This window comes from Pseudonocardia sp. (assembly GCF_035305885.1).
Lineage (GTDB): Bacteria > Actinomycetota > Actinomycetes > Mycobacteriales > Pseudonocardiaceae > Pseudonocardia.
Map to the genome: position 1 here is coordinate 32,970 of NZ_DATGOP010000102.1, position 18,045 is coordinate 51,014.

General features: G+C 75.8%; 17 protein-coding genes. 10 read left to right on the forward strand and 7 right to left on the reverse strand.

All coding sequences use genetic code 11. The features are described from left to right. Nucleotides 1–185 precede the first annotated feature (185 nt). On the forward strand, nucleotides 186–698 hold the full coding sequence (locus VKZ81_RS21185; protein ID WP_324243370.1) for a flavin reductase family protein: 513 nt from the start codon (nucleotides 186–188) through the stop codon (nucleotides 696–698). 67 nt (nucleotides 699–765) lie between these two features. Here the strand turns inward: VKZ81_RS21185 and ptsP are convergent, their stop codons facing one another. Genes ptsP through VKZ81_RS21205 form a run of 4 tightly spaced genes read right to left on the reverse strand, consistent with a single transcriptional unit; the run spans nucleotide 766 to nucleotide 5,527 of the window. Next, nucleotides 766–3,237, reverse strand: coding sequence for a phosphoenolpyruvate--protein phosphotransferase (ptsP, locus tag VKZ81_RS21190; RefSeq protein WP_324243371.1), 2,472 nt, complete (start codon nucleotides 3,235–3,237; stop codon nucleotides 766–768). Continuing rightward, nucleotides 3,234–3,878: a dihydroxyacetone kinase subunit DhaL gene (gene dhaL, locus VKZ81_RS21195; RefSeq protein WP_324243372.1), complete on the reverse strand. Its 645-nt coding sequence runs from the start codon at nucleotides 3,876–3,878 to the stop codon at nucleotides 3,234–3,236. Before dhaL ends, ptsP begins: the two co-directional genes overlap by 4 nt. After that, a complete protein-coding gene (gene dhaK, locus VKZ81_RS21200) occupies nucleotides 3,878–4,879 on the reverse strand; it encodes a dihydroxyacetone kinase subunit DhaK (protein ID WP_324243373.1) in 1,002 nt (333 codons plus the stop codon). Before dhaK ends, dhaL begins: the two co-directional genes overlap by 1 nt. Nucleotides 4,880–4,918: 39 nt before the next feature. Then, on the reverse strand, nucleotides 4,919–5,527 hold the full coding sequence (locus VKZ81_RS21205) for a TetR/AcrR family transcriptional regulator (protein ID WP_324243374.1): 609 nt from the start codon (nucleotides 5,525–5,527) through the stop codon (nucleotides 4,919–4,921). Nucleotides 5,528–5,591: 64 nt separating this feature from the next. On the opposite strand from VKZ81_RS21205, the gene VKZ81_RS21210 reads away from it, so the two are divergent. Then, nucleotides 5,592–6,758 carry an FAD-dependent oxidoreductase gene (locus tag VKZ81_RS21210; RefSeq protein ID WP_324243375.1) on the forward strand — a complete coding sequence of 389 codons (1,167 nt, stop codon included), beginning with the start codon at nucleotides 5,592–5,594 and terminating at the stop codon, nucleotides 6,756–6,758. 58 nt (nucleotides 6,759–6,816) lie between these two features. Here the strand turns inward: VKZ81_RS21210 and VKZ81_RS21215 are convergent, their stop codons facing one another. Together VKZ81_RS21215 and VKZ81_RS21220 are read right to left on the reverse strand one after the other, a co-directional pair. Continuing rightward, on the reverse strand, nucleotides 6,817–7,788 hold the full coding sequence (locus tag VKZ81_RS21215; RefSeq protein ID WP_324243376.1) for an endonuclease/exonuclease/phosphatase family protein: 972 nt from the start codon (nucleotides 7,786–7,788) through the stop codon (nucleotides 6,817–6,819). Between the two features lie 125 nt (nucleotides 7,789–7,913). Continuing rightward, on the reverse strand, nucleotides 7,914–9,134 hold the full coding sequence (locus VKZ81_RS21220; RefSeq protein ID WP_324243377.1) for a PucR family transcriptional regulator: 1,221 nt from the start codon (nucleotides 9,132–9,134) through the stop codon (nucleotides 7,914–7,916). A 161-nt stretch (nucleotides 9,135–9,295) separates the two neighbouring features. Between VKZ81_RS21220 and VKZ81_RS21225 the strand changes: the two genes are divergently transcribed. From VKZ81_RS21225 to VKZ81_RS21260, 8 genes are all read left to right on the forward strand, one after another. Then, nucleotides 9,296–10,081, forward strand: a complete 786-nt coding sequence (locus VKZ81_RS21225) for an ABC transporter ATP-binding protein (protein ID WP_324243378.1) — start codon at nucleotides 9,296–9,298, stop codon at nucleotides 10,079–10,081. A gap of 88 nt (nucleotides 10,082–10,169) precedes the next feature. Further along, entirely contained in the window at nucleotides 10,170–10,889 is a 720-nt protein-coding gene (locus VKZ81_RS21230) for an ABC transporter ATP-binding protein (protein ID WP_324243379.1), read from the forward strand. An 8-nt stretch (nucleotides 10,890–10,897) separates the two neighbouring features. After that, complete coding sequence (locus VKZ81_RS21235) at nucleotides 10,898–11,776, forward strand: branched-chain amino acid ABC transporter permease (RefSeq protein WP_324243380.1); 879 nt, start codon at nucleotides 10,898–10,900, stop codon at nucleotides 11,774–11,776. Beyond that, nucleotides 11,776–12,870: a branched-chain amino acid ABC transporter permease gene (locus VKZ81_RS21240; protein WP_324243381.1), complete on the forward strand. Its 1,095-nt coding sequence runs from the start codon at nucleotides 11,776–11,778 to the stop codon at nucleotides 12,868–12,870. The genes VKZ81_RS21235 and VKZ81_RS21240 overlap by 1 nt, the downstream gene beginning before the upstream one ends. Beyond that, nucleotides 12,867–14,183, forward strand: a complete 1,317-nt coding sequence (locus tag VKZ81_RS21245; RefSeq protein WP_324243382.1) for an ABC transporter substrate-binding protein — start codon at nucleotides 12,867–12,869, stop codon at nucleotides 14,181–14,183. Before VKZ81_RS21240 ends, VKZ81_RS21245 begins: the two co-directional genes overlap by 4 nt. A 28-nt stretch (nucleotides 14,184–14,211) precedes the next feature. Continuing rightward, on the forward strand, nucleotides 14,212–15,255 hold the full coding sequence (locus VKZ81_RS21250; RefSeq protein WP_324243383.1) for an NAD(P)-dependent oxidoreductase: 1,044 nt from the start codon (nucleotides 14,212–14,214) through the stop codon (nucleotides 15,253–15,255). Nucleotides 15,256–15,305: 50 nt separating this feature from the next. Then, nucleotides 15,306–16,274 carry an ABC transporter substrate-binding protein gene (locus tag VKZ81_RS21255; RefSeq protein ID WP_324243384.1) on the forward strand — a complete coding sequence of 323 codons (969 nt, stop codon included), beginning with the start codon at nucleotides 15,306–15,308 and terminating at the stop codon, nucleotides 16,272–16,274. 77 nt (nucleotides 16,275–16,351) lie between these two features. Further along, a complete protein-coding gene (locus VKZ81_RS21260; RefSeq protein ID WP_324243385.1) occupies nucleotides 16,352–16,876 on the forward strand; it encodes a group II truncated hemoglobin in 525 nt (174 codons plus the stop codon). Here VKZ81_RS21260 and VKZ81_RS21265 read toward each other — a convergent pair. After that, a complete protein-coding gene (locus VKZ81_RS21265; RefSeq protein WP_324243386.1) occupies nucleotides 16,821–17,951 on the reverse strand; it encodes an NAD(P)/FAD-dependent oxidoreductase in 1,131 nt (376 codons plus the stop codon). The genes VKZ81_RS21260 and VKZ81_RS21265 overlap by 56 nt on opposite strands. Nucleotides 17,952–18,045 lie beyond the last annotated feature (94 nt).

Consider the following 18,045-nt stretch of genomic DNA (forward strand, 5'->3'; position numbering starts at 1 on the left):
CCGAATGGGCTCCCCGTGAGCCGGGTGGCGCCGGCCAGCGCACTGTGTACCTGCTCTGCCGGTGCACCCCGGACGGGGCACACCGGCGTTCTATCGACTTCACCCCAACGGGTGGCAGCGGTCGTGATCGGTCGTGATCCGCGGCTCGGCCGCGGCAGCGACGGCGTCCCCTAGGCTGCAGGGCCATGGGGGTTCCCGCCGGACGCGTCTCGCCCGCCGTCATGCGGGAGGTGCTCGGGCACTTCGTGTCGGGGATCGTCGTGGTCACCGCGGCCACCCCGGACGGCCCGAGCGGATTCACCTGCCAGTCGTTCGCGTCCCTGTCGCTGGACCCGCCGTTGGTGAGCTTCGCGCCGGCCCGCACGTCCACCACGTGGCCGCGGATCCGGGCGGCCGACACCTTCTGCGTCAACGTGCTCGCCGCCGACCAGCAGGAGCTGTCCATCGGGTTCGCCCGCTCGGCGGGTGACGGGGTGGACAAGTTCGCCGGCGTGGCGTGGCGGCCGAGCCCGTCGGGTTCCCCGGTGCTGGAGGGCGTCAGCGCCTGGATCGACTGCACCCTCTGGAACGAGTACGACGGCGGCGACCACACCATCGCCGTGGGGCGGGTGCTCGACCTCGGGGCCACCCCCGACCGGCCGCCGCTGCTGTACTACCGCGGCCGGTACGGCGTCGCCGCGGACCACCCCGAGGGCTGACCGCACCCAGCCCGCGACTCGCCGACACCCCGGCGAGTCGCGGGCTGGGAGTGCGCGAGTCGCGGGCTCAGTGCGCCTCGCGGACCGCCGCGGGGCCCTCGGCGGTGAGGGCGTCGGCGGCGCGGCGGGCGGCGTCCCCGGCGTCCAGCTCCCGCACCACCTGCTTCGCGGCCGGGACCGCGGGCGGCGCCGTGCTGAGCTCGCGCACCCCGAGGCCGACCAGGAGCTCCGCGGCCACGGGGTCGGCGGCGGCCTCGCCGCACACCGCGACGAGCACCCGCTCCCCCGCCGCCCGGCACACGGCGTCGACGAGCCGGAGCACGCCCGGGTCGAGCGGGTCGGCGATCGCCGCGACGGCCGGGTTGCCCCGCTCGGCGGCCAGCGCGTACTGCGTGAGGTCGTTGGTGCCGATGCTGAAGAAGTCCACGTGCGGCGCGAACGCGGCCGCCTTCAGCGCCGTCGCCGGCACCTCCACCATGATCCCGACCTGCAGTCCCGACGGCGTGCCGCGGCCATCGGCGGCGATCGCGGCGTCGAGGGCCGCGCGGGCGGCGACCAGCTCGTCGACCGCGGCGACCATGGGGAACATGACGCTCACCGGCGCCTCGTGCGCCACGCGGACGGCGGCGAGCAGCTGGTCGGCGAGCAGGCCGGGGAACCCCTCGGCGAGCCGGATGCCCCGCATCCCCAGGAACGGGTTGGCCTCGGCAGGCAGCGGCAGGTAGGGCAGCGGCTTGTCGCCGCCGACGTCGAGCGTGCGCAGCGTGATCCGCCGCCCGCCCACCGCCTCGGCGATCTCCCGGTACGCCGCCTCCTGCTCGTCGACGTCCGGCGCCTCGGTGCGGCCGAGGAACAGGAACTCGGTGCGCAGCAGCCCCACCAGGTCGGCCCCGGAGGCCGCCGCATCCGCGGCGTCGGCCGGGGAGCCGACGTTGGCGCCCACGAGCACCGAGACGCCGTCGCGGGTCGCGGCGGGCGCGGTCGCCTCCCGCCGGGCCCGCTCCTGTCGCTCCGCCTGCGCGGCGGCCCGCGCGCGGAAGGCGTTCAGCACGTCCGGCGCGGGGTCGACGACCACCTCGCCCGCGGTGCCGTCGACGACGATCGGGGTGCCGTCGGGCACCTCGAGCACGGAGGGACCGGCCGCGACGACCGCGGGCACCCCGCGGGCCCGCAGCAGGATCGCGCTGTGCGCGGTGGGGCTGCCGCCCGCGAGCACGACGCCCGCCACCCGGTCCCGGTCCAGTGCCGCGGCCTGCGCGGGGGCGAGGTCGTCGGCGACCAGGACGGCCGCGGACCCGCCGTCGTCGAGCGGGGCGAGCTCCGGGCCCCCGACCAGCGCCCGCAGCACCTGTGCGGACACGGCGCGCACGTCCGCGGCCCGCGCGGCCAGGTAGGGGTCGGGTACCGCCTCCCACGCGGCCGCGACGCGTTCCGCGGCGTCGGCCCACGCACGCGGCGCCGACGCGCCCGCGTCGATCCGGGACCGGGCGTCGTCGAGCAGGGCCGGGTCGTCGAGCAGGACGAGGTGGGCGTCGAAGATCGCCGCCTCGTCGGCCCCCAGCTCCCGGGCGGCGGCGTCGCGCCCGGCGCGGATCTCGGCGGCGACCACGGGCAGCGCGGCGTCCAGGCGCGCCCGCTCGGCCGCCGGGTCGCCCGCGGGCTCGTCCGGGACGACCGGCGCGGGCGGCTCGGCCGCCCGCTTCGGCCCGATGCCGATCCCGGGTGCCGCCGGGAGCGGGCCGCCGCCCGCCCGCGCCGCGGGCCGCGCCGCTGCGGGTGCCGGTAGGGCGGGGGCGGCGGTCAGCGGCTCGTCGAAGTGCCGGGCCGCGAGGCCCAGCACGGCCTCGAGCGCCGCGGACGCGCCCGGCCCGGTCGCGGACACCTCGACCCGGTGCCCGGCGAGCGCGCCGAGCGCGGTCAGCCCGGCGAGGCTCGCCGCGGGGATCCAGTCCGACCCGGTGGTCGCGTTGCGGACCCGGACCTCGGCCCCGTCCAGCCCCCGAACGAGCGCGGCGAGCCGGGCCGCCGGGCGGGCGTGCAACCCGTGCGGGTTGGCGACGGTGAACTCGGCGACCTCTCCCGCGGCCGCCTGGCCCGCGCTCGGGGCGCCGGCCTCCGGGCCGCCGCCCAGCTGGGCGAGCTTGCCCCCGAGCGCCGCCGCGGCCTCGGCCGCCACCTCCTCGCGGCCCGCCCCACCCGCCGCCGTGACGGCCGCGACGACGAGCCCCTCGACGAGCGGGGCCGGGCAGAGCACCACGCGGTCGCGGGCGTCCGGGTCGTCGAGCAGGTCGAGCGCCATCTCGGCGGAGAGCACCGCGCTGCCCAGGTCCATCAGCACGACGACGCCCGCCCCGGAGTCGGCCGCGCCGATCGCGGAGGCGATCGCGACGGCGTCGGTGCCGAACGTGGTCTGGTCCAGCCCGGCCGCCACCTCGATCGCGAGGTCGCCGCCCGGGGCCATCTCGCGCGCCAGCGCCACCGCGGCGTCGGCCAGCGCCCGGCTGTGCGAGACGACGACGAGCCCGACCCGCTCGCTCACGCCAGCGCGTCCGCGGCCGCCTGCAGGAGCAGGGTCGCCGAGGTGGCCCCGGGGTCCTGGTGGCCGATGCTGCGCTCGCCGAGGTAGCTCGCGCGGCCCTTGCGCGCCAGCATCGGGATGGTGGCGTCGCGGCCGGCCGCTGCGGCGTCCGCGGCGGCCTGCAGCGCACCGGCGGGGTTCTCCCCGCCGAGCGCGGCGTCCAGCGCGTCGACGGCCGGGGCGAGCGCGTCGTACATCGTCTTGTCGCCCGCCTCCGCCTTGCCGCGCGCGACCACGCCGTCGACCCCGGCCCGCAGCGCCGCCGCGAACAGCTTCTGGTCGACGGTCTCGGCGTCGCCGATCGCGGTGGCCATCCGCAGGAAGAACGTGCCGTAGAGCGGGCCGCTCGCGCCGCCGACGGTGCTGACCAGCGTCATCCCGGTTTGCTTCAGCAGCGCGGCCGGGCCGGTCGCCGAGCCCTCGTCGAGCTTGGCGAGCACCGCCTTGAGCCCGCGGTTCATGTTGGCGCCGTGGTCGGCGTCGCCGATCGCCGAGTCGAGCCGGGTGAGCTCCTGCTCGTGCTCGGCGATGGCGGCGGCGAAGGCGCGGATCCAGCGCTCGATGGCGGCCGCGTCGATCGCGGCGAGCTCCTCGGCCGCCATCAGACCCCCCACCGCAGGCCGGGCGTGCGCACCGGCGCGTCCCACAGCCGCAGCAGCTCGTCGTCCATCTTCAGCAGCGTGACCGAACAGCCCGCCATCTCCAGGCTCGTGATGTAGGGACCCACCAGCGACCGGGCGACGGGGATCCCGGCCTTGTTCAGGATCCGCGACACCTCGTTGTACATCAGGTACAGCTCCATCAGCGGCGTTCCGCCCATCCCGTTGACGAACAGGAGCGTGCCCCCGTCCCCGGTGAAGTCGTGGTCGGAGAGGATCGGCTCCACCAGCATCTCGGCGACCTCGCGCGCGGGCGCGAGCGGCACCCGCTGCCGTCCCGGTTCGCCGTGGATCCCGATCCCGATCTCCATCTGGTCGTCGGGGAGGTCGAACGTCGGCCTGCCCGCCGCGGGCACGGTGCACGAGGTGAGGGCCATGCCCATGCTGCGCCCCTGCTCGTTGACGCGGCGGGCGATCGCGGCGACCCCGGCGAGGTCGCGACCCTCGTCCGCGGCGGCGCCCGCGAGCTTCTCGACCAGCACGGTGACGCCGACGCCGCGCCGGCCCGCGGTGTAGAGGCTGTCCTGCACGGCGACGTCGTCGTTGGTGACGACCGAGACGACCTCGACCCCGGTCTCGGCCGCGGCGAGCTCGGCGGCCATCTCGAAGTTCATGACGTCGCCGGTGTAGTTCTTCACGATGTGCAGCACGCCGGCGCCGCCGTCGATGCCGCGGGTGGCCTCGAGCATCTGGTCGGGCACCGGTGAGGTGAACACCTCCCCCGCGCAGGCGGCGTCGAGCATGCCGGGCCCGACGAAGCCGGCGTGCAGCGGCTCGTGCCCCGATCCGCCGCCGGACAGCAGGCCGACCTTGCCCTGCACGGGTGCGTCCGCCCGGTAGACGATCTTGTGTTCGAGGTCGACCCGGAGATCGGGGTGGGCCGCGGCCATACCGCTCAAGGCCTCGGTCACGACGTCGGCAGGATCGTTGATCAGCTTCTTCACGCCGGCCCTCCGCATCGAGTGGGGACGATCTCGCGGACACTACGACTCGAACGTGTCGCGCGCCACGTCCCCAGGTAGGGCAACGCCCGGCTGGGCCAGCAGCACTCGTCCCAACGCCGGACGGAACCGGGCCTCGACCTCCCCCGGATCGCGTGGGCCCCGGATCAGCGTCGTGAACATCAGGCCCTCCAGCGTGGCCAAGACCTCCTCGGCGGAGCGGGCCGGGTCGGTGGCGCCGAGCGTCCGCAGCACCTCGGCGGCGAACCCGCGGACGGTGTCGCCCGCCCGCAGCAGCACCTCGCGCAACTGCGGGTCGCGCAGGGCGGCGAGGTTCAGCTCGTAGCGGGCCACCGTGCGGTACCGCTGGGTGGTGACCCTCGAGACCGAGATGTCGACGAGGGCGTCGAACACGCCGCGCCCCGCCTCGGCGACGGCGCGGATGGCCCGTCCCTCGATGCCGAAGTCGAGCTCCACCAGCCGCTCCACGCACCCCGCCACCAGCGCGGACCGGCTGCGGAAGTAGTACGACGTGCTGCCCTGCGGGATGCCCGCGGCAGCGTCGACGGCGCGGTGCGTGAGGCCCCGCATGCCGTGCTCGGCGATCACGTGCAGGGCGCCGTCGAGGATCTGGGTGCGGCGGTCGGGCATGGGTCCTCTACATCTGTAGAACCGGATGGGGTACGGTCGACTCTACAGACGTAGAGGGGGACTCATGCACATCGCCGTGATCGGGGCCGGCCTCGGGGGGTTGGCGGCCGCGGTGGCCGCCGACCGGGCCGGGCACACCGTGACCGTCCTGGAACGCGCGCCGGCGCCACGGGAGGCGGGCGCGGGCATCGCGATCATGCCGAACGGCGTGCTCGCGCTCGACGCCCTCGGCGTCGGGGAGCCGGTGCGGGCGCAGGCCTGCGCGGGCGACACCGGCGGCGGGATGCGGGACCGCCACGGCAACCCGCTGCTGACCACCGAGCTGGCCACCGTGCGGGAGCGGGCGGGGGCCCCGCTCGTGGTGGTCCGCCGGTCCTGGCTGCACCGCCTGCTCCTCGACGCGCTCGCGCCGGGGATCGTGCTCACCGCGTCCCCGGTCAAGCAGCTGCGCGACGCGGGCGACCACGTCGAGCTGCGCACGGGCGGCGGCCCGGTGCACGCCGATGCGGTCGTCGTCGCCGACGGGGCGCGCAGCGCACTGCGGTCCGCGCTGCTGCCCCGCCACCCCGGCCTGCAGGGATCGGGCGAGTTCGCGGCGCGCGCGATCGCACCCGCCGCGCCGGCCGGCGTCGCGCTGCCGGTGGGCGAGCTGATCGATCACCGCACCGGCGACCGCTTCGGCTGCTTCCCGCTCGCCGACGGCGGCGTCTACTGGTTCTCCAGCTCGCACGAACCCGCCCCGGCCGACCCGGCGGAGCGGCACCGCTGGCTGCGCGAGCGCCGGTCCGGGTGGCACCCGGCGACGGTCGGGCTGATCGAGGCCACCGCGCCCGACGCGGTGCACGTGGTGGAGACCGCACAGCTGGTCCGGCCGCTGCCCACCCTCGTCAAGGGGCGGGTCGCGCTGCTCGGCGACGCCGCGCACGCGATGACGCCCGACCTGGGGCAGGGCGCCTGCCAGGCGTTCGAGGACGCAGCCACGCTGGGTGCCGTGCTCGACCGGGTGGGGCCCGCCGACGTGCCCGCCGCGCTGCGCGAGTACGACGCCGTGCGCCGGCCGCGCACGGCGAGCGTGCAGCGCGAGTGCCGCCGCGTGCACCGGTTGCTGGGCCTCACCGGCTGGCGCGGTCGGCTGCGTGACACGGCGCTGCGCCTGGTGCCGTCCGGGCTCGCCGTGCGCTCGCTCGCCGCCCAGTACCGCTTCGACATCCGCAGCAGCGTCCCGGCGTAGGCGCCCCAGCCGGCCGGCGTCGGCCAGGCGAGCGGACGCGGGCCGGCCGGCACCCGGCTCAGCCGGGCAGGCGGACCCGGGCCAGCACCGCCCGGTGGTCGGTGCCGGCGAGGTCGACCACCTCGAACCGCGTGGTCTCGGCGCCGGCGGGGACGAGCACGTGGTCGATCTGGATGCCGAGCCACCGCGGGGCGCCCGCCGGGAACGTGCCGACCAGCCAACGCCCGGTGCCCTCGGCCGCGCTGCGGCAGCCGCCCAACGCGGCCTGCAGCGCGGGGTGGTCGAACGTGGCGTTGAAGTCGCCCACCACGAGCGGCGCGACCGGTCCCGTGGTCCAGGACCGCACGAGCGCCAGCTCGTCGTGCCACCACGTGGTGCTGCGCCGCGACATCGGCGCGGTGGGGTGCACCGCGTAGAGGGTGCGTTCGCCCAGGATGCCGCCGGTGGCCTCCAGGTGCGGCAGCCGCATCCCGCGGCCCCGCACCACCCGCACGTCGCCCGCCCGCTCGCCGACCAGCAGGGTGACGTCGTAGCCGTCGCGGCGGCCGTCGTCGGCGGCCACCCAGGCGCGGTAGCCGAGCCCGGCCAGCAACGGCATGAGCTTGTCGCGGAAGTCGGCGCCCGCCTCGGGCAACACCACGAAGTCCGGGCGCTCGTCGGCCACGAGCGCGGCGAGCGCACCGGTGTCGGCGCGGCCGTGGCGGACGTTGGCGGTGAGGACGGTGACGTCGCCCTCCCCCGGCGCGGCGGCGGGCCGACGGGCGGCGCGGCGCGCGACGGGAGCGCCCGCGGCGACCCCGGCCGCGGCGAGACCCGCGGCGAGGACCCGGGTGCGGGGCGCGAGCAACGCCGCCCCGGCGAGCGCGGCCACCGCCGCGTGCGGCCGCCAGGCCTGCCCGACCGCGGCGAACGTGGCCCGGCCGCCGCGCGCGAGCGCCGCGGCCATGTAGGTCTTCTGCTCGACCAACGGCCGGAGGCGCCGCGGGACGAGCGGGCGCACCAGCGCGGTCAGCAGCGGTACCAGGGCCATGGGGGCCGGAGTCCTTCCTCGGGGGCGCCCGGCGAAGCGGCGGCGGGCATCCGGTCAACGTCCGCGGCGCGCGGCCGGTTCCTCGGCTGCCGGCCGCGCCCGGGCACCCCACGGTATCGCCCCGATCATGAGCCCGGTCGGAGGCGGGCGGCCAGCACCCCGAGGGTCAGCATGAGGCGGTCGCGGGGGTCGGCGATCGAGCGGCCGGTGGCGGCCTCGATGCGGCGCATCCGGTAGATCACCGTGTTGCGGTGGCAGAAGAGGGCGGCGGCCGCGTGCGTGGGTGAGCCGCCCGCGGCGAGCAGCTCCTCGAGGGTGCGCAGGAGCGTGTCCCGGTCGGCGGGCGGCAGGTCGAGCAGGCCGCCGAGCCCGGCCCGCGCCACGCGGGGGGCGAGCTCGGGGCTGTCGGCGAGCAGCGCCTCGGGCAGCCGCTCGTCCAGCTCGGCGAGTCCGGGGCCGTCGAGGGTGCGGGCCGCGGTGTGCGCGAGCCGGTAGGCCGTGTCGACGGCGGCCAGGCCGTCGACCACCGGGGAGACGCCCACGCGGCCGGTCGCGCACGGGCGCAGCGCGTCCAGCACGACCCGCGGGGAGCGGGTGCCCAGCGCGGCGACGCCGACCTCGTCGCGGGGCCGCAGGAACCAGGCCGACGCGACGCCGACGCCGGCGAGCGCCTCCTGCGGGCCGCGCAGCGCGTCCTCCCCGGACGGGTCGACCGGCGCGACGACGCACAGCACCGGCCCGGTCTCCGGGAGCCCGAGCACGGCCGCGGCGTCACGCAGGAACACCGGGTCGCTGCCCCGGCCCTCGATGAGCCCGTTGAGGACGGCGTGGCGGCGGCCCAGGTCGTGGCTGTGGGCGCGCAGCTCCTCCTGCCGGTAGGCCTTCACGAGCGCCGACGAGCTGCTGTCGTTGACCCGCCACACGTAGGTCGCCGCGTCGAGCAACGCGTCGTCGTAGCGGCCGTCGAACCGGCGCCGCGAGACCTCCAGCAGCGCCTCCCACAGCACCCGCCCGCCCAGCCGGTACGCGCGCAGCACCACCTCGAGGGGCACGCCGTCGCGGGCCCGCTTCCGCCCGGTCTCGCAGGAGGTGTCCTCGGGGTCGACGCCGTCGGGCACCCGGTCGGCGATCACCTGGACGCCGCGTTCGAGGTTGGCCCGGCAGGCGGCACGCAGCTCCTCGACCATGTTCCGCTCGGTGTAGCCGGGTTCGCGCTGCAGCACCAGGACGGTGAGCCGGTCGGCGAGGCCGTCGATGTCGTCCAGCAGCGCCTCGCCCAGCACGCGCAGCGCCTCGTCCGCGTCCGGCGGCAGCCGACGACCCTGCTGGCGCCCCGTGGGCAACATCCCGGCAGATTGCAGCAGCGCGCACAGCGTCGTCCAGCCCTCCGGGCGCCCCGCCCAGATTCCGGCTGTGGATGTTGGGCGGCGCGCCCATGGCGTTCGTTGGGCACGGCGCCCAAAGTGTGGAACCGGTCACCGCTGACAGCCCGGGAGGACGCACCGTCGTGAACCCACCCGCCGAGGACGTCCCGGTGTTCGCGGTGGAGCGGGTCGGCGTGCGGTTCGGCGGGCTCGTGGCGCTCGACGACGTGTCGCTGTCGGTCGCGGGCGGCGCCGTCCACGGCGTGATCGGCCCGAACGGCGCGGGCAAGACCACCCTGTTCAACGTCTGCTGCGGGTTCGTGCGCCCCGACACCGGCCAGGTGCTGCGGCACGGCCGCCCGGTGCGCGACCTGCGCCCGCACCGGCTCGCGGGGATGGGCATCGCCCGCACCCTGCAGGGCGTCGGGCTGTTCCGCGGGCTGACGGTGGTCGAGAACGTCATGGTCGGCGCCGACCGGCACCGCCGCGCCGGGTTCGGCTCCACCCTGTTCGCGCTCCCCCGCTCCGACCGCGACGAGGACGCCCTGCGCGAGCGCGCGATGGCGGCGCTCGCGGAGCTGGGCGCCGACGCCTACGCCGACCGGCTGCCCGGCAGCCTTCCCTACGCCGTGCAGAAGCGGGTGGCGCTCGCCCGCGCGCTCGCCGCGGACCCCGACCTGCTGCTGCTCGACGAGCCGGCGAGCGGCCTCGGCGCCGAGGAGATGGAGGAGCTGGGCGCGCTGATCCGCGGGCTCACCTCCCGGATGTCGGTGGTGCTGGTGGAGCACCACATGGACCTGGTGATGGCGGTCTGCGACCGCATCACGGTGCTCGACTTCGGGCGGGTGGTGGCCGAGGGCACGCCGGAGGAGATCCGCGACGACGAGGCGGTCGTCGCCGCGTACCTGGGTGAGGAGGCGCGGCGGTGAGGGCGGCGGCGGCGAAAGTGCAGGAAAGCCACACTCCTGAACCTGGGGTACAGCGATGTGGCTTTCCTGAAATCCCGGGAGGCCTGCCATGAGCACCGGCAGGCTCGAGGTGCGCGGGCTCACCACCGCCTACGGGGCCGTCGTCGCCCTGGACGGGGTCGACCTCGTCGCGGAGCCGGGGCGGATCACCGCCGTGCTGGGGGCGAACGGCGCGGGCAAGACCACGCTGCTGCGCACGGTCTCCGGGCTCGTGCGGCCGCAGGCGGGCGCGGTGCTGCTCGACGGCGCCGACCTCACCCGCGCCGCCGCGGAGCAGATCGCCCGGGCCGGGATCGCCCACGTCCCCGAGGGCCGTGGCGTGATCACCGAGCTGACGGTCGAGGAGAACCTGCGCCTCGGCGCGATGCTCGGGGCGTCCCGGCAGCGCACCGACCGCGGGCTCGCGCAGGTCTACGAGATGTTCCCGCCGCTCGCGCAGCGCCGCCGCCGCGAGGCGCACACGCTCTCCGGCGGCGAGCGGCAGATGCTGGTGATCGGGCGCGCGCTGCTGTCCGGCCCGTCCGTGCTGCTGCTGGACGAGCCGTCGCTGGGGCTCGCGCCGCGGATCGTGGCGCAGATCTTCGAGCTGCTGCGCGGTCTCGTCGACGCCGAGGGCACCACCGTGCTGCTGGTGGAGCAGAACGCCCGCAGCGCCCTGTCCATCGCCGACGTCGGGGTCGTTCTGAACCTCGGCCGGGTGGTCGCCCAGGACAGCGCCGCCACCCTCGCCGCCGACGCCGCCCTCCGCCACGCCTACCTCGGGTTCTAGGGAGCGCGATGCAGCAGTTCCTCAACGTCACGCTGACCGGCATCGGCCAGGGCGCGGTCTACGCCGCGTTCGCGCTGGCGCTGGTGCTGATCTGGCGCTCGACCCGCATCGTCAACTTCGCCCAGGGCGCGATGGGCATGTTCACCACCTACCTCGCGCTGACGCTGATCGAGGCCGGCCAGTCGTACTGGGTCGGGCTCGTGGTGGCGCTTTCGTCCGGGCTGGTGTTGGGGGCGGCGGTCGAGCGGCTGGTGATCCGCCGCGTCGAGGGCGGCCCCGAGCTCAACGCCGTGATCGTCACGCTCGGGCTGTTCGTGGCGCTGCAGGCGCTCGCCGCGATCCTGTTCGGCTCGACGTTCCGTTCCTTCCCCGCCCCGTTCGACCTGCGCGGGTTCACCGTCGGCGGGGTCAACATCGCGCTCACCCCCAACAGCATCTACGTGATCGGCGCGGTCCTGGTCGTGATGCTCGCGCTGGTGGCGCTGTTCCGCTTCACCGACCTCGGCCTGAAGATGCGCGCCGCCGCGTTCAACCAGGAGGTCTCCCGGCTGCTCGGCGTGCCGGTCGGGCGGATGCTCACGCTGGGGTGGGCGCTCGCCGCGGTCGTCGGATCCCTCGCCGGGCTGCTCATCGCGGGCGGGAACCTGGTCTTCCCCGCCTACATGGACGCCGTCATCGTCTACGGGTTCGTGGCCGCGGTGCTCGGCGGCCTCGACTCCCCCGGCGGCGCCGTCGTCGGCGGGCTCACGATCGGGCTGCTGCTGTCCTACGTGAGCGGGTACCTGGGCAGCGAGCTGGTCGCGCTGGCGGCGCTCGCGATCCTCGTGGCCGTGCTGCTGGTGCGCCCGCAGGGCCTCTTCGCGCGCACCGCGGCGAGGAGGGTCTGATGGTCCAGCAGACCGAACGGCCCGCCGCCCGGCCCGCCCCGCCGCTCACCCGCCGGCTGCGCTGGCGGCCCCGCTCCACGCTCGCCCGCCACGGGCTCGCGGTCCTCCTCGCGCTGGTCGCGGTGGTGGTCGTGGTGGAGACCACCAGCCCGTTCCGCAACTCGCAGCTCGCGACGATGTCCTACTACGCGATCGCCGCGGCCGGGCTCACCGTCCTCACCGGGCTGAACGGGCAGATCTCGCTGGGCCACGGCGCGCTGATGGCCGTCGGCGCCTACACGACCGGGCTGCTGCTCGGCCCGGACGGCGAGGGCGCCCCACCGCTGCCGCTGGTCATGCTCGCCGCCGCGGCCGTGACGGCGCTGGTCGGGGCGGTGGTCGGGGCGGCGGCCGCCCGGCTGCACGGCCCGTACCTCGCCGGTGCCACGCTGGCGCTGGCCGTGGCCGTGCCGGGGCTCGCCATCTACTTCGACCACCCGCTCGGCGGCGAACAGGGCCTGCGCATCGCCTCGCCGGACGTCCCCGACTGGTTCGACGCCGCGATCTGGTTCTTGTTCGCCCACGAGACGCCCGGCGCGAAGTACCTCGCCTACCTCGGCTGGGGCACGCTGCTGCTGGTCCTGCTGCTGCTCGCCAACCTCATGGCGGGCCGTGTCGGGCGGGTGTGGCGCGCGGTGCGCGACGACGAGGTGGCCGCCGAGCTCGCGGGCATCCGGCTGGGCCGGGTGCGGGTGCTGGCGTTCGTCGTGAGCGCCGCCTGCGCGGGCCTGGCGGGCGCGGTGCTCGGGGTCGTGGTCCGCCTCGCCGCGCCGAGCGGGTTCACGATCGTGCTGTCGCTCGGGCTGCTCACCGCCGTGGTCGTCGGCGGGCTGGGCAGCCTCACCGGCGCGCTGCTCGGCAGCGCGCTGCTGGTGTTCCTGCCGCCCGCGGTCACCAACCTCGGCATCGGCGCCGGGCTGGACGGCACGCAGGCGGCGCAGCTCGCCCCGTTCGTCTACGGCGTCGTGCTGGTCCTCGTGATGCTGCTGGCCCCGTCCGGGGCGGTGGGCGTGCTGAAGACGGTCTGGGGTCGCCGGAGGAGGTCACCACGATGAAGGCAAGGGCTCTCTGCGCCGCGGTGGCGGCGGTGCTGCTGCTCAGCTCCTGCGGCGCCGGTGGGCGCCCGCAAGGGGGTGGGGGCGGCGACGGCGAGGCGGAGGTCGGCATCACGCCGACGTCGGTGAAGGTCGGCGCCCACTTCCCGCTCACCGGCGTGGCCGCGCCGGGCTACAGCGAGATCCCGACGGGCGCGAAGGCCTACTTCGACTTCGTCAACGCCCACGGCGGCGTGCACGGCCGCCAGATCGAGTACATCTTCCGCGACGACGCCTACAACCCGACCCAGACCAGCCAGGTCGTCAACGAGCTGGTGCTGCAGGACCAGGTGTTCGCGATCGTGGGCGGGCTGGGCACGCCCACCCACTCGGCGGTGCTCGACTACCTCAACGGCGAGGGCGTGCCCGACCTGTTCGTCTCCTCCGGCTCGCTGCTGTGGGACCAGCCGCAGGAGAACCCGATGACGTTCGGCTGGCAGCCGGACTACGAGGTCGAGGCCAAGATCATCGGGCAGTACGTGGCGCAGAACTTCCCCGACGCCCGGGTCGGGCTGTTCCTGCAGGACGACGACCTCGGCCGCGACGCCGAGATCGGGGCGCGCCGCTACCTGGAGGACCAGATCGTGGCCGCCGAGCGGTACACGCCCGGCAACACCGACGTGGCGCCGCAGATCGCCGCGCTGCAGGCGGCGGGCGCCGACCTCGTGATCGGGTTCAACGTGCCGTCGTACACGGCGCTGTCGCAGCTGCAGTCGCTTCGGCTGAACTACACGCCGCAGTGGATCTACTCCAACATCGGCTCCGACCCGGCGCTCGTCGGCTCGCTGCTCGCCCGCTTCTCCGAGGGCGCCGTGACCGACGCCGGGCTCCTGGAGGGCGTGCTGACCACCGAGTACCTGCCCGGCGTCGACACCCCGGAGAGCCCGTGGACGCAGCTGTTCCAGCGCGTCTGGGACGAGCACGGCGGCGAGGGCGAGCTCACCAACTACCGCATCTACGGCATGGCCGAGGCGTACACGTTCGTGCAGGCGCTGCAGGCCGCCGGCCCGAACCCGACGCGTGAGGGCATCGTCGAGGCGGTCGAGCGGGTGGGTTCGACGTTCACCGGGCCGTGGGTGGCGCCGTTCCGCTACTCGGCCGACCGGCACGCGGGCATCTCCGGCGTACGGGTCTCGCGGATCACCGGCGGCGGCACCGAGTTCCTCACCCCGGTGCTGGTCACCGACAACGGCGACGCCCCGATCACCGAGCTCGCCGAGGAGCCCGCCCCGCCGCCCGCGGACGGCGTCCCGGACGTGCAGCCGGCGAGCTGACGCCGGGACCGGCGTAGATCCACCGCACGTGCCGGAGGTCCTGTTCGGACGGGAGGAGTTCAACCCCGGCCTGCCGTGGACGCGGCTGCAACCGCTGCTTCCCGGGTGGCGGATCCGCGGCTGCCGGGCCGCGGAGCCGGCCGCGCACGTGGACGGCGCCGACGTGGTCTGCCCGTTCGGGGCGGAGGTCGGCGCCGAGGTGATCGCGCGCGGGCCGTTCGGGCTGATCCAGCAGTACGGCGTCGGGCTGGACCGGGTGGACGTGGACGCCGCCACCGAGGCGGGCGTCTGGGTCTGCCGGCTGCCTGGCGACCGGACCGGCAACGCCGACAGCGTGGCCGAGCTCGCGGTGCTGCACGTGCTCGCGCTGCCGCGCCGGCTCGACGACGCGCGGTCCGCGCTGGCAGCCGGGCGGTGGGGGCAGCCGGTGGGCCGGTCGCTGCTCGGCACGACCACCGTGCTGGTCGGCCTCGGCGTGATCGGCACGGCCGTGGCGCGCCGGCTCGCCGGGTTCGGCACGCGCCTGGTGGGGGTGCGGGCGCGGCCGGAGCTGGGCGGGCCGGAGCCGGTGGAGCGGGTGGTGGGGCCGGACGCGCTGCTCGACGTCCAAGCCGAGGCGGACGTCGTGGTCTGCTGCGCGATGGGCTCGCCCGAGACCGGGAACCTGTTCGACGCACGGGCGTTCGAGGCGGTCAAGCCGGGTGCCGTGTTCGTCAACGTGGCGCGCGGGAGCCTCGTCGACGAGCCCGCGCTGGTGGCCGCGCTCGACTCCGGGCGGGTCTGCGCGGCGGGCCTCGACGTGCACGCGGCCGAGCCGGCCGACCCCGCCGGCCCGTTGCTCACCCACCCCCGGGGTGCTGGCCACCCCACACGTCGCGGGCCTCACCGAGGAGATGTTCCGGCGCAGCGGCGAGCTGTTCACGGACAACCTGCTCCGGTGGTGGGGCGGCGAGGGGCCGCGGTGGGCGGTGAACCGCCCCGCGGCGCAGCGCCGGCCGGCGCGCCCCGCCTGACCCACCGGGTCACCGGGCCTCGCGGGTGTGAAGCGGATCTCCGTAGCGCGGCGTCGTGATCGTGAGCCTTCGCAATTAAGGTGAGGCGGTCCTAATCGATGGAGACCGCATGCGACTGATCGGCCTGCTCCTCTGCGGCCTGCTGGCCGTCACGGCCTGCTCCACCCCGGCGCCCGAGCCCACCGGCACCGGGGGCTGGTCGTACACCGACGACCTCGGCAACACCGTCACGCTCGACGAGCGTCCCACCCGCATCGCCGGGCTCACCGACGTCGTCGCATCGCTGTGGAACTACGGGATCGAGCCCGTCGCCGCGTTCGGCTACACCGCCATCAGCCAGGACCAGCGCTTCGCAGGACGCGACCTGTCCGGCGTCACCGAGCTCGGCATGATGTACGGCCAGATCGACCTCGAGGCGCTCGCCGCGGCCGAGCCGGACCTGATCGTCACGCACGCCTACCCCGTCGACGCGGCCGGCACGATCGACCCGCAGCAGCCGCTCTACGGCTTCGCCGACCTCGCCCAGCAGGAGGCGGTCGCCCGGATCGCCCCGATCGTGGCGATCACGATGGACGGCTCGGCGGTGCAGGTCATCGACCGCACCGCGCAGCTGGCGCTCGCCCTCGGCGCCGACCCGGCCGTGGTCACCGGCGCCCGCGCCGAGTACGACGCCGCGGCCGACCGGCTGCGCGCCGCGGCGACGTCCGGGCTGCAGGTGCTCGTGGTGGCCGCCTACCCCGACGAGGGCTTCTACGTCGCGAAGGCGCCTGACGACCCGGCGCTCACGTCCTACGCCGACCTCGGCGTCAACTTCGTCGACCCGGGCGGCACCGACTACTACTGGGAAGTCGTGAGCTGGGAGAACGTCGGTTCGCTCCCGGCCGACGTCGTGCTCGAGTCGCAGCTCGACGAGATGACCGCGGAGCAGATCATCGCCCAGCCGACGTTCGCGCGGACCCCCGCCGGGCAGGCCCGCCAGGTCTACCCCTGGGTGTTCGCGAGCATGGACTACGCCGCGCAGGCCGCGTACATGAACGAGTTGGCCGGGCACCTGGAGTCCGCGCGCAAGGTGGCGTGATCGGGCGCTCTCCGCGCTGATGCCGGTGACCGCCCTCCTGCGCCGTGCGGCGGTGGAGACCCGGGGAGGAGGCTCCCGTGGCCGACGACGTTCCCACCCTCTACGAGTGGTGCGGCGGTTCCGCCGCGCTGCACCGCCTGACCGACGTCTTCTACGAGAAGGTGCTCGCCGACCCGGTGCTCGAACCGCTCTTCCGGAACATGAGCCCGGACCACCAGGACCACGTGGCCCGCTGGTTCGGCGAGGTGTTCCACGGCCCCACCGAGTACACCGACCAGCTCGGCGGCTACCCGGCGATGCTCGCCCACCACATCGGGCTCGCGATCACCGAGGAGCAGCGGGCGCGCTGGGCCCAGCTGATCGCGCAGAGCGCCGACGGGGCCGGACTGGCCGACGACCCGGAGTTCCGCTCGGCGTTCGTCACCTACGTCGAGTGGGGCACGCGGATCGCGAAGGCGAACTCGGCGCCGGGCGCCGACCCGCCCACCGACTACCCGACGCCGCGGTGGGGCTGGGGCGAGGCGCCGCCCCCACCCGCTGACCGCTTCAGGCGAGCGCCCGGCCGCCCGCGAGGAGCGCGACGGTCGGGTGGCGCAGGCTGAACCCGCCCGCCCCGCGGACGACGGCCTCCTTGACCGCCGCGGCGACGCGGCCGGTGAGCATCGGGCCGACCGGACTGCCCCCGCGGGCGTACTGGAAGAGGCCGTCCTTGCGCCCGAGGCTGATGCACTGGCCGTCGTACGCGACGGCCAGCTGCCGCGGGGTGCGGCCGGCCAGGCGGTCGGTGATCGCGCGGACCGCGCAGGCGCCGGCCAGCCCGCCGGGCCCGCAGCCCATGCGCATCTCGCGGCCTTCGGCGTCGCGGGCGGCGCCGGCGTCCCCGATCGCGTAGACCTCGGGGTGCGACACCGACCGCATCGTGCCGTCGACCAGGATGCGCCCGTTGTCCCCGACGGCGAGGCCCGCCTCGCGGGCCAACGGCGGCACCCGGAAGCCGGTGGTCCAGACGACCACGTCCGCGTCGACGCGCTCGCCCTGCTCGAGCAGCAGGCCGTCGGGGCCGACCTTCGCGACCGGCGCGTGCTCGTGCAGCCGGATCCCGAAGCGATCGAACGTGCGGTACAGGTGCTCCTGGCCGCGCTCGGACAGGGCAGGGCCCAGCCGGCCCGCGCTGACCAGCCGCACGGTCCGGTCCGGGTGGGACTCGGCCAGCTCGGTGGCGACCTCGATGCCGGTGAGCCCGCCGCCGACCACGGCGACCGTCGAGGCGGCGCGCATCCGGTCCTGCAGCTGCACGGCCCGCTCGGCGTCGGCCACGGCGACGGCGTGCTCGGCCGCACCGGGGACGGCGTCCAGGTCGGCGGTGCTGCCCAGCGCGTACACCAGGAGGTCGTAGCCGATCGGCTCGGCCCCGCTCGCGAGCTCCACCTCCCGCCGGTCCGGATCGATCCGGGTGACCCGGTCCACGACGAGCCGGATGCCGGTGCCCGCGACCAGGTCGCGTAGCGGCGTGCCGCGCACCGGCTGCCCGGCGGCGAGCTGGTGGTTGCGCATCCGCTCCACGAACCGGTCCCTGTCGTTGACGAGCGTGACGGGGGCGCGCCTGGCGAGGAGCTTCGCGGCGGTGAGGCCGGTGTAGCCGGCGCCGAGGACGACGATGTGCGGTGTCGGTGTCATGCCCACGAGACGCCCGCGCCGCCACTCGTGTGACGTGACGCGCGTCACCCCCGCTTGCGCCTCGAGGACGCGCACCCCGCCCGCGGTCGGCACC

What these genes read in the sequence shown, in the direction of transcription:
- VKZ81_RS21185 (WP_324243370.1), top strand. Translation starts at nt 186, where the DNA reads ATGGGGGTTCCCGCCGGACGCGTCTCGCCCGCCGTCATGCGGGAGGTG.
- dhaL (WP_324243372.1), bottom strand. Translation starts at nt 3,878, where the DNA reads ATGGCGGCCGAGGAGCTCGCCGCGATCGACGCGGCCGCCATCGAGCGC.
- VKZ81_RS21205 (WP_324243374.1), bottom strand. Translation starts at nt 5,527, where the DNA reads ATGCCCGACCGCCGCACCCAGATCCTCGACGGCGCCCTGCACGTGATC.
- VKZ81_RS21210 (WP_324243375.1), top strand. Translation starts at nt 5,592, where the DNA reads ATGCACATCGCCGTGATCGGGGCCGGCCTCGGGGGGTTGGCGGCCGCG.
- VKZ81_RS21215 (WP_324243376.1), bottom strand. Translation starts at nt 7,788, where the DNA reads ATGGCCCTGGTACCGCTGCTGACCGCGCTGGTGCGCCCGCTCGTCCCG.
- VKZ81_RS21220 (WP_324243377.1), bottom strand. Translation starts at nt 9,134, where the DNA reads ATGTTGCCCACGGGGCGCCAGCAGGGTCGTCGGCTGCCGCCGGACGCG.
- VKZ81_RS21230 (WP_324243379.1), top strand. Translation starts at nt 10,170, where the DNA reads ATGAGCACCGGCAGGCTCGAGGTGCGCGGGCTCACCACCGCCTACGGG.
- VKZ81_RS21235 (WP_324243380.1), top strand. Translation starts at nt 10,898, where the DNA reads ATGCAGCAGTTCCTCAACGTCACGCTGACCGGCATCGGCCAGGGCGCG.
- VKZ81_RS21240 (WP_324243381.1), top strand. Translation starts at nt 11,776, where the DNA reads ATGGTCCAGCAGACCGAACGGCCCGCCGCCCGGCCCGCCCCGCCGCTC.
- VKZ81_RS21245 (WP_324243382.1), top strand. Translation starts at nt 12,867, where the DNA reads ATGAAGGCAAGGGCTCTCTGCGCCGCGGTGGCGGCGGTGCTGCTGCTC.
- VKZ81_RS21255 (WP_324243384.1), top strand. Translation starts at nt 15,306, where the DNA reads ATGCGACTGATCGGCCTGCTCCTCTGCGGCCTGCTGGCCGTCACGGCC.
- VKZ81_RS21265 (WP_324243386.1), bottom strand. Translation starts at nt 17,951, where the DNA reads ATGACACCGACACCGCACATCGTCGTCCTCGGCGCCGGCTACACCGGC.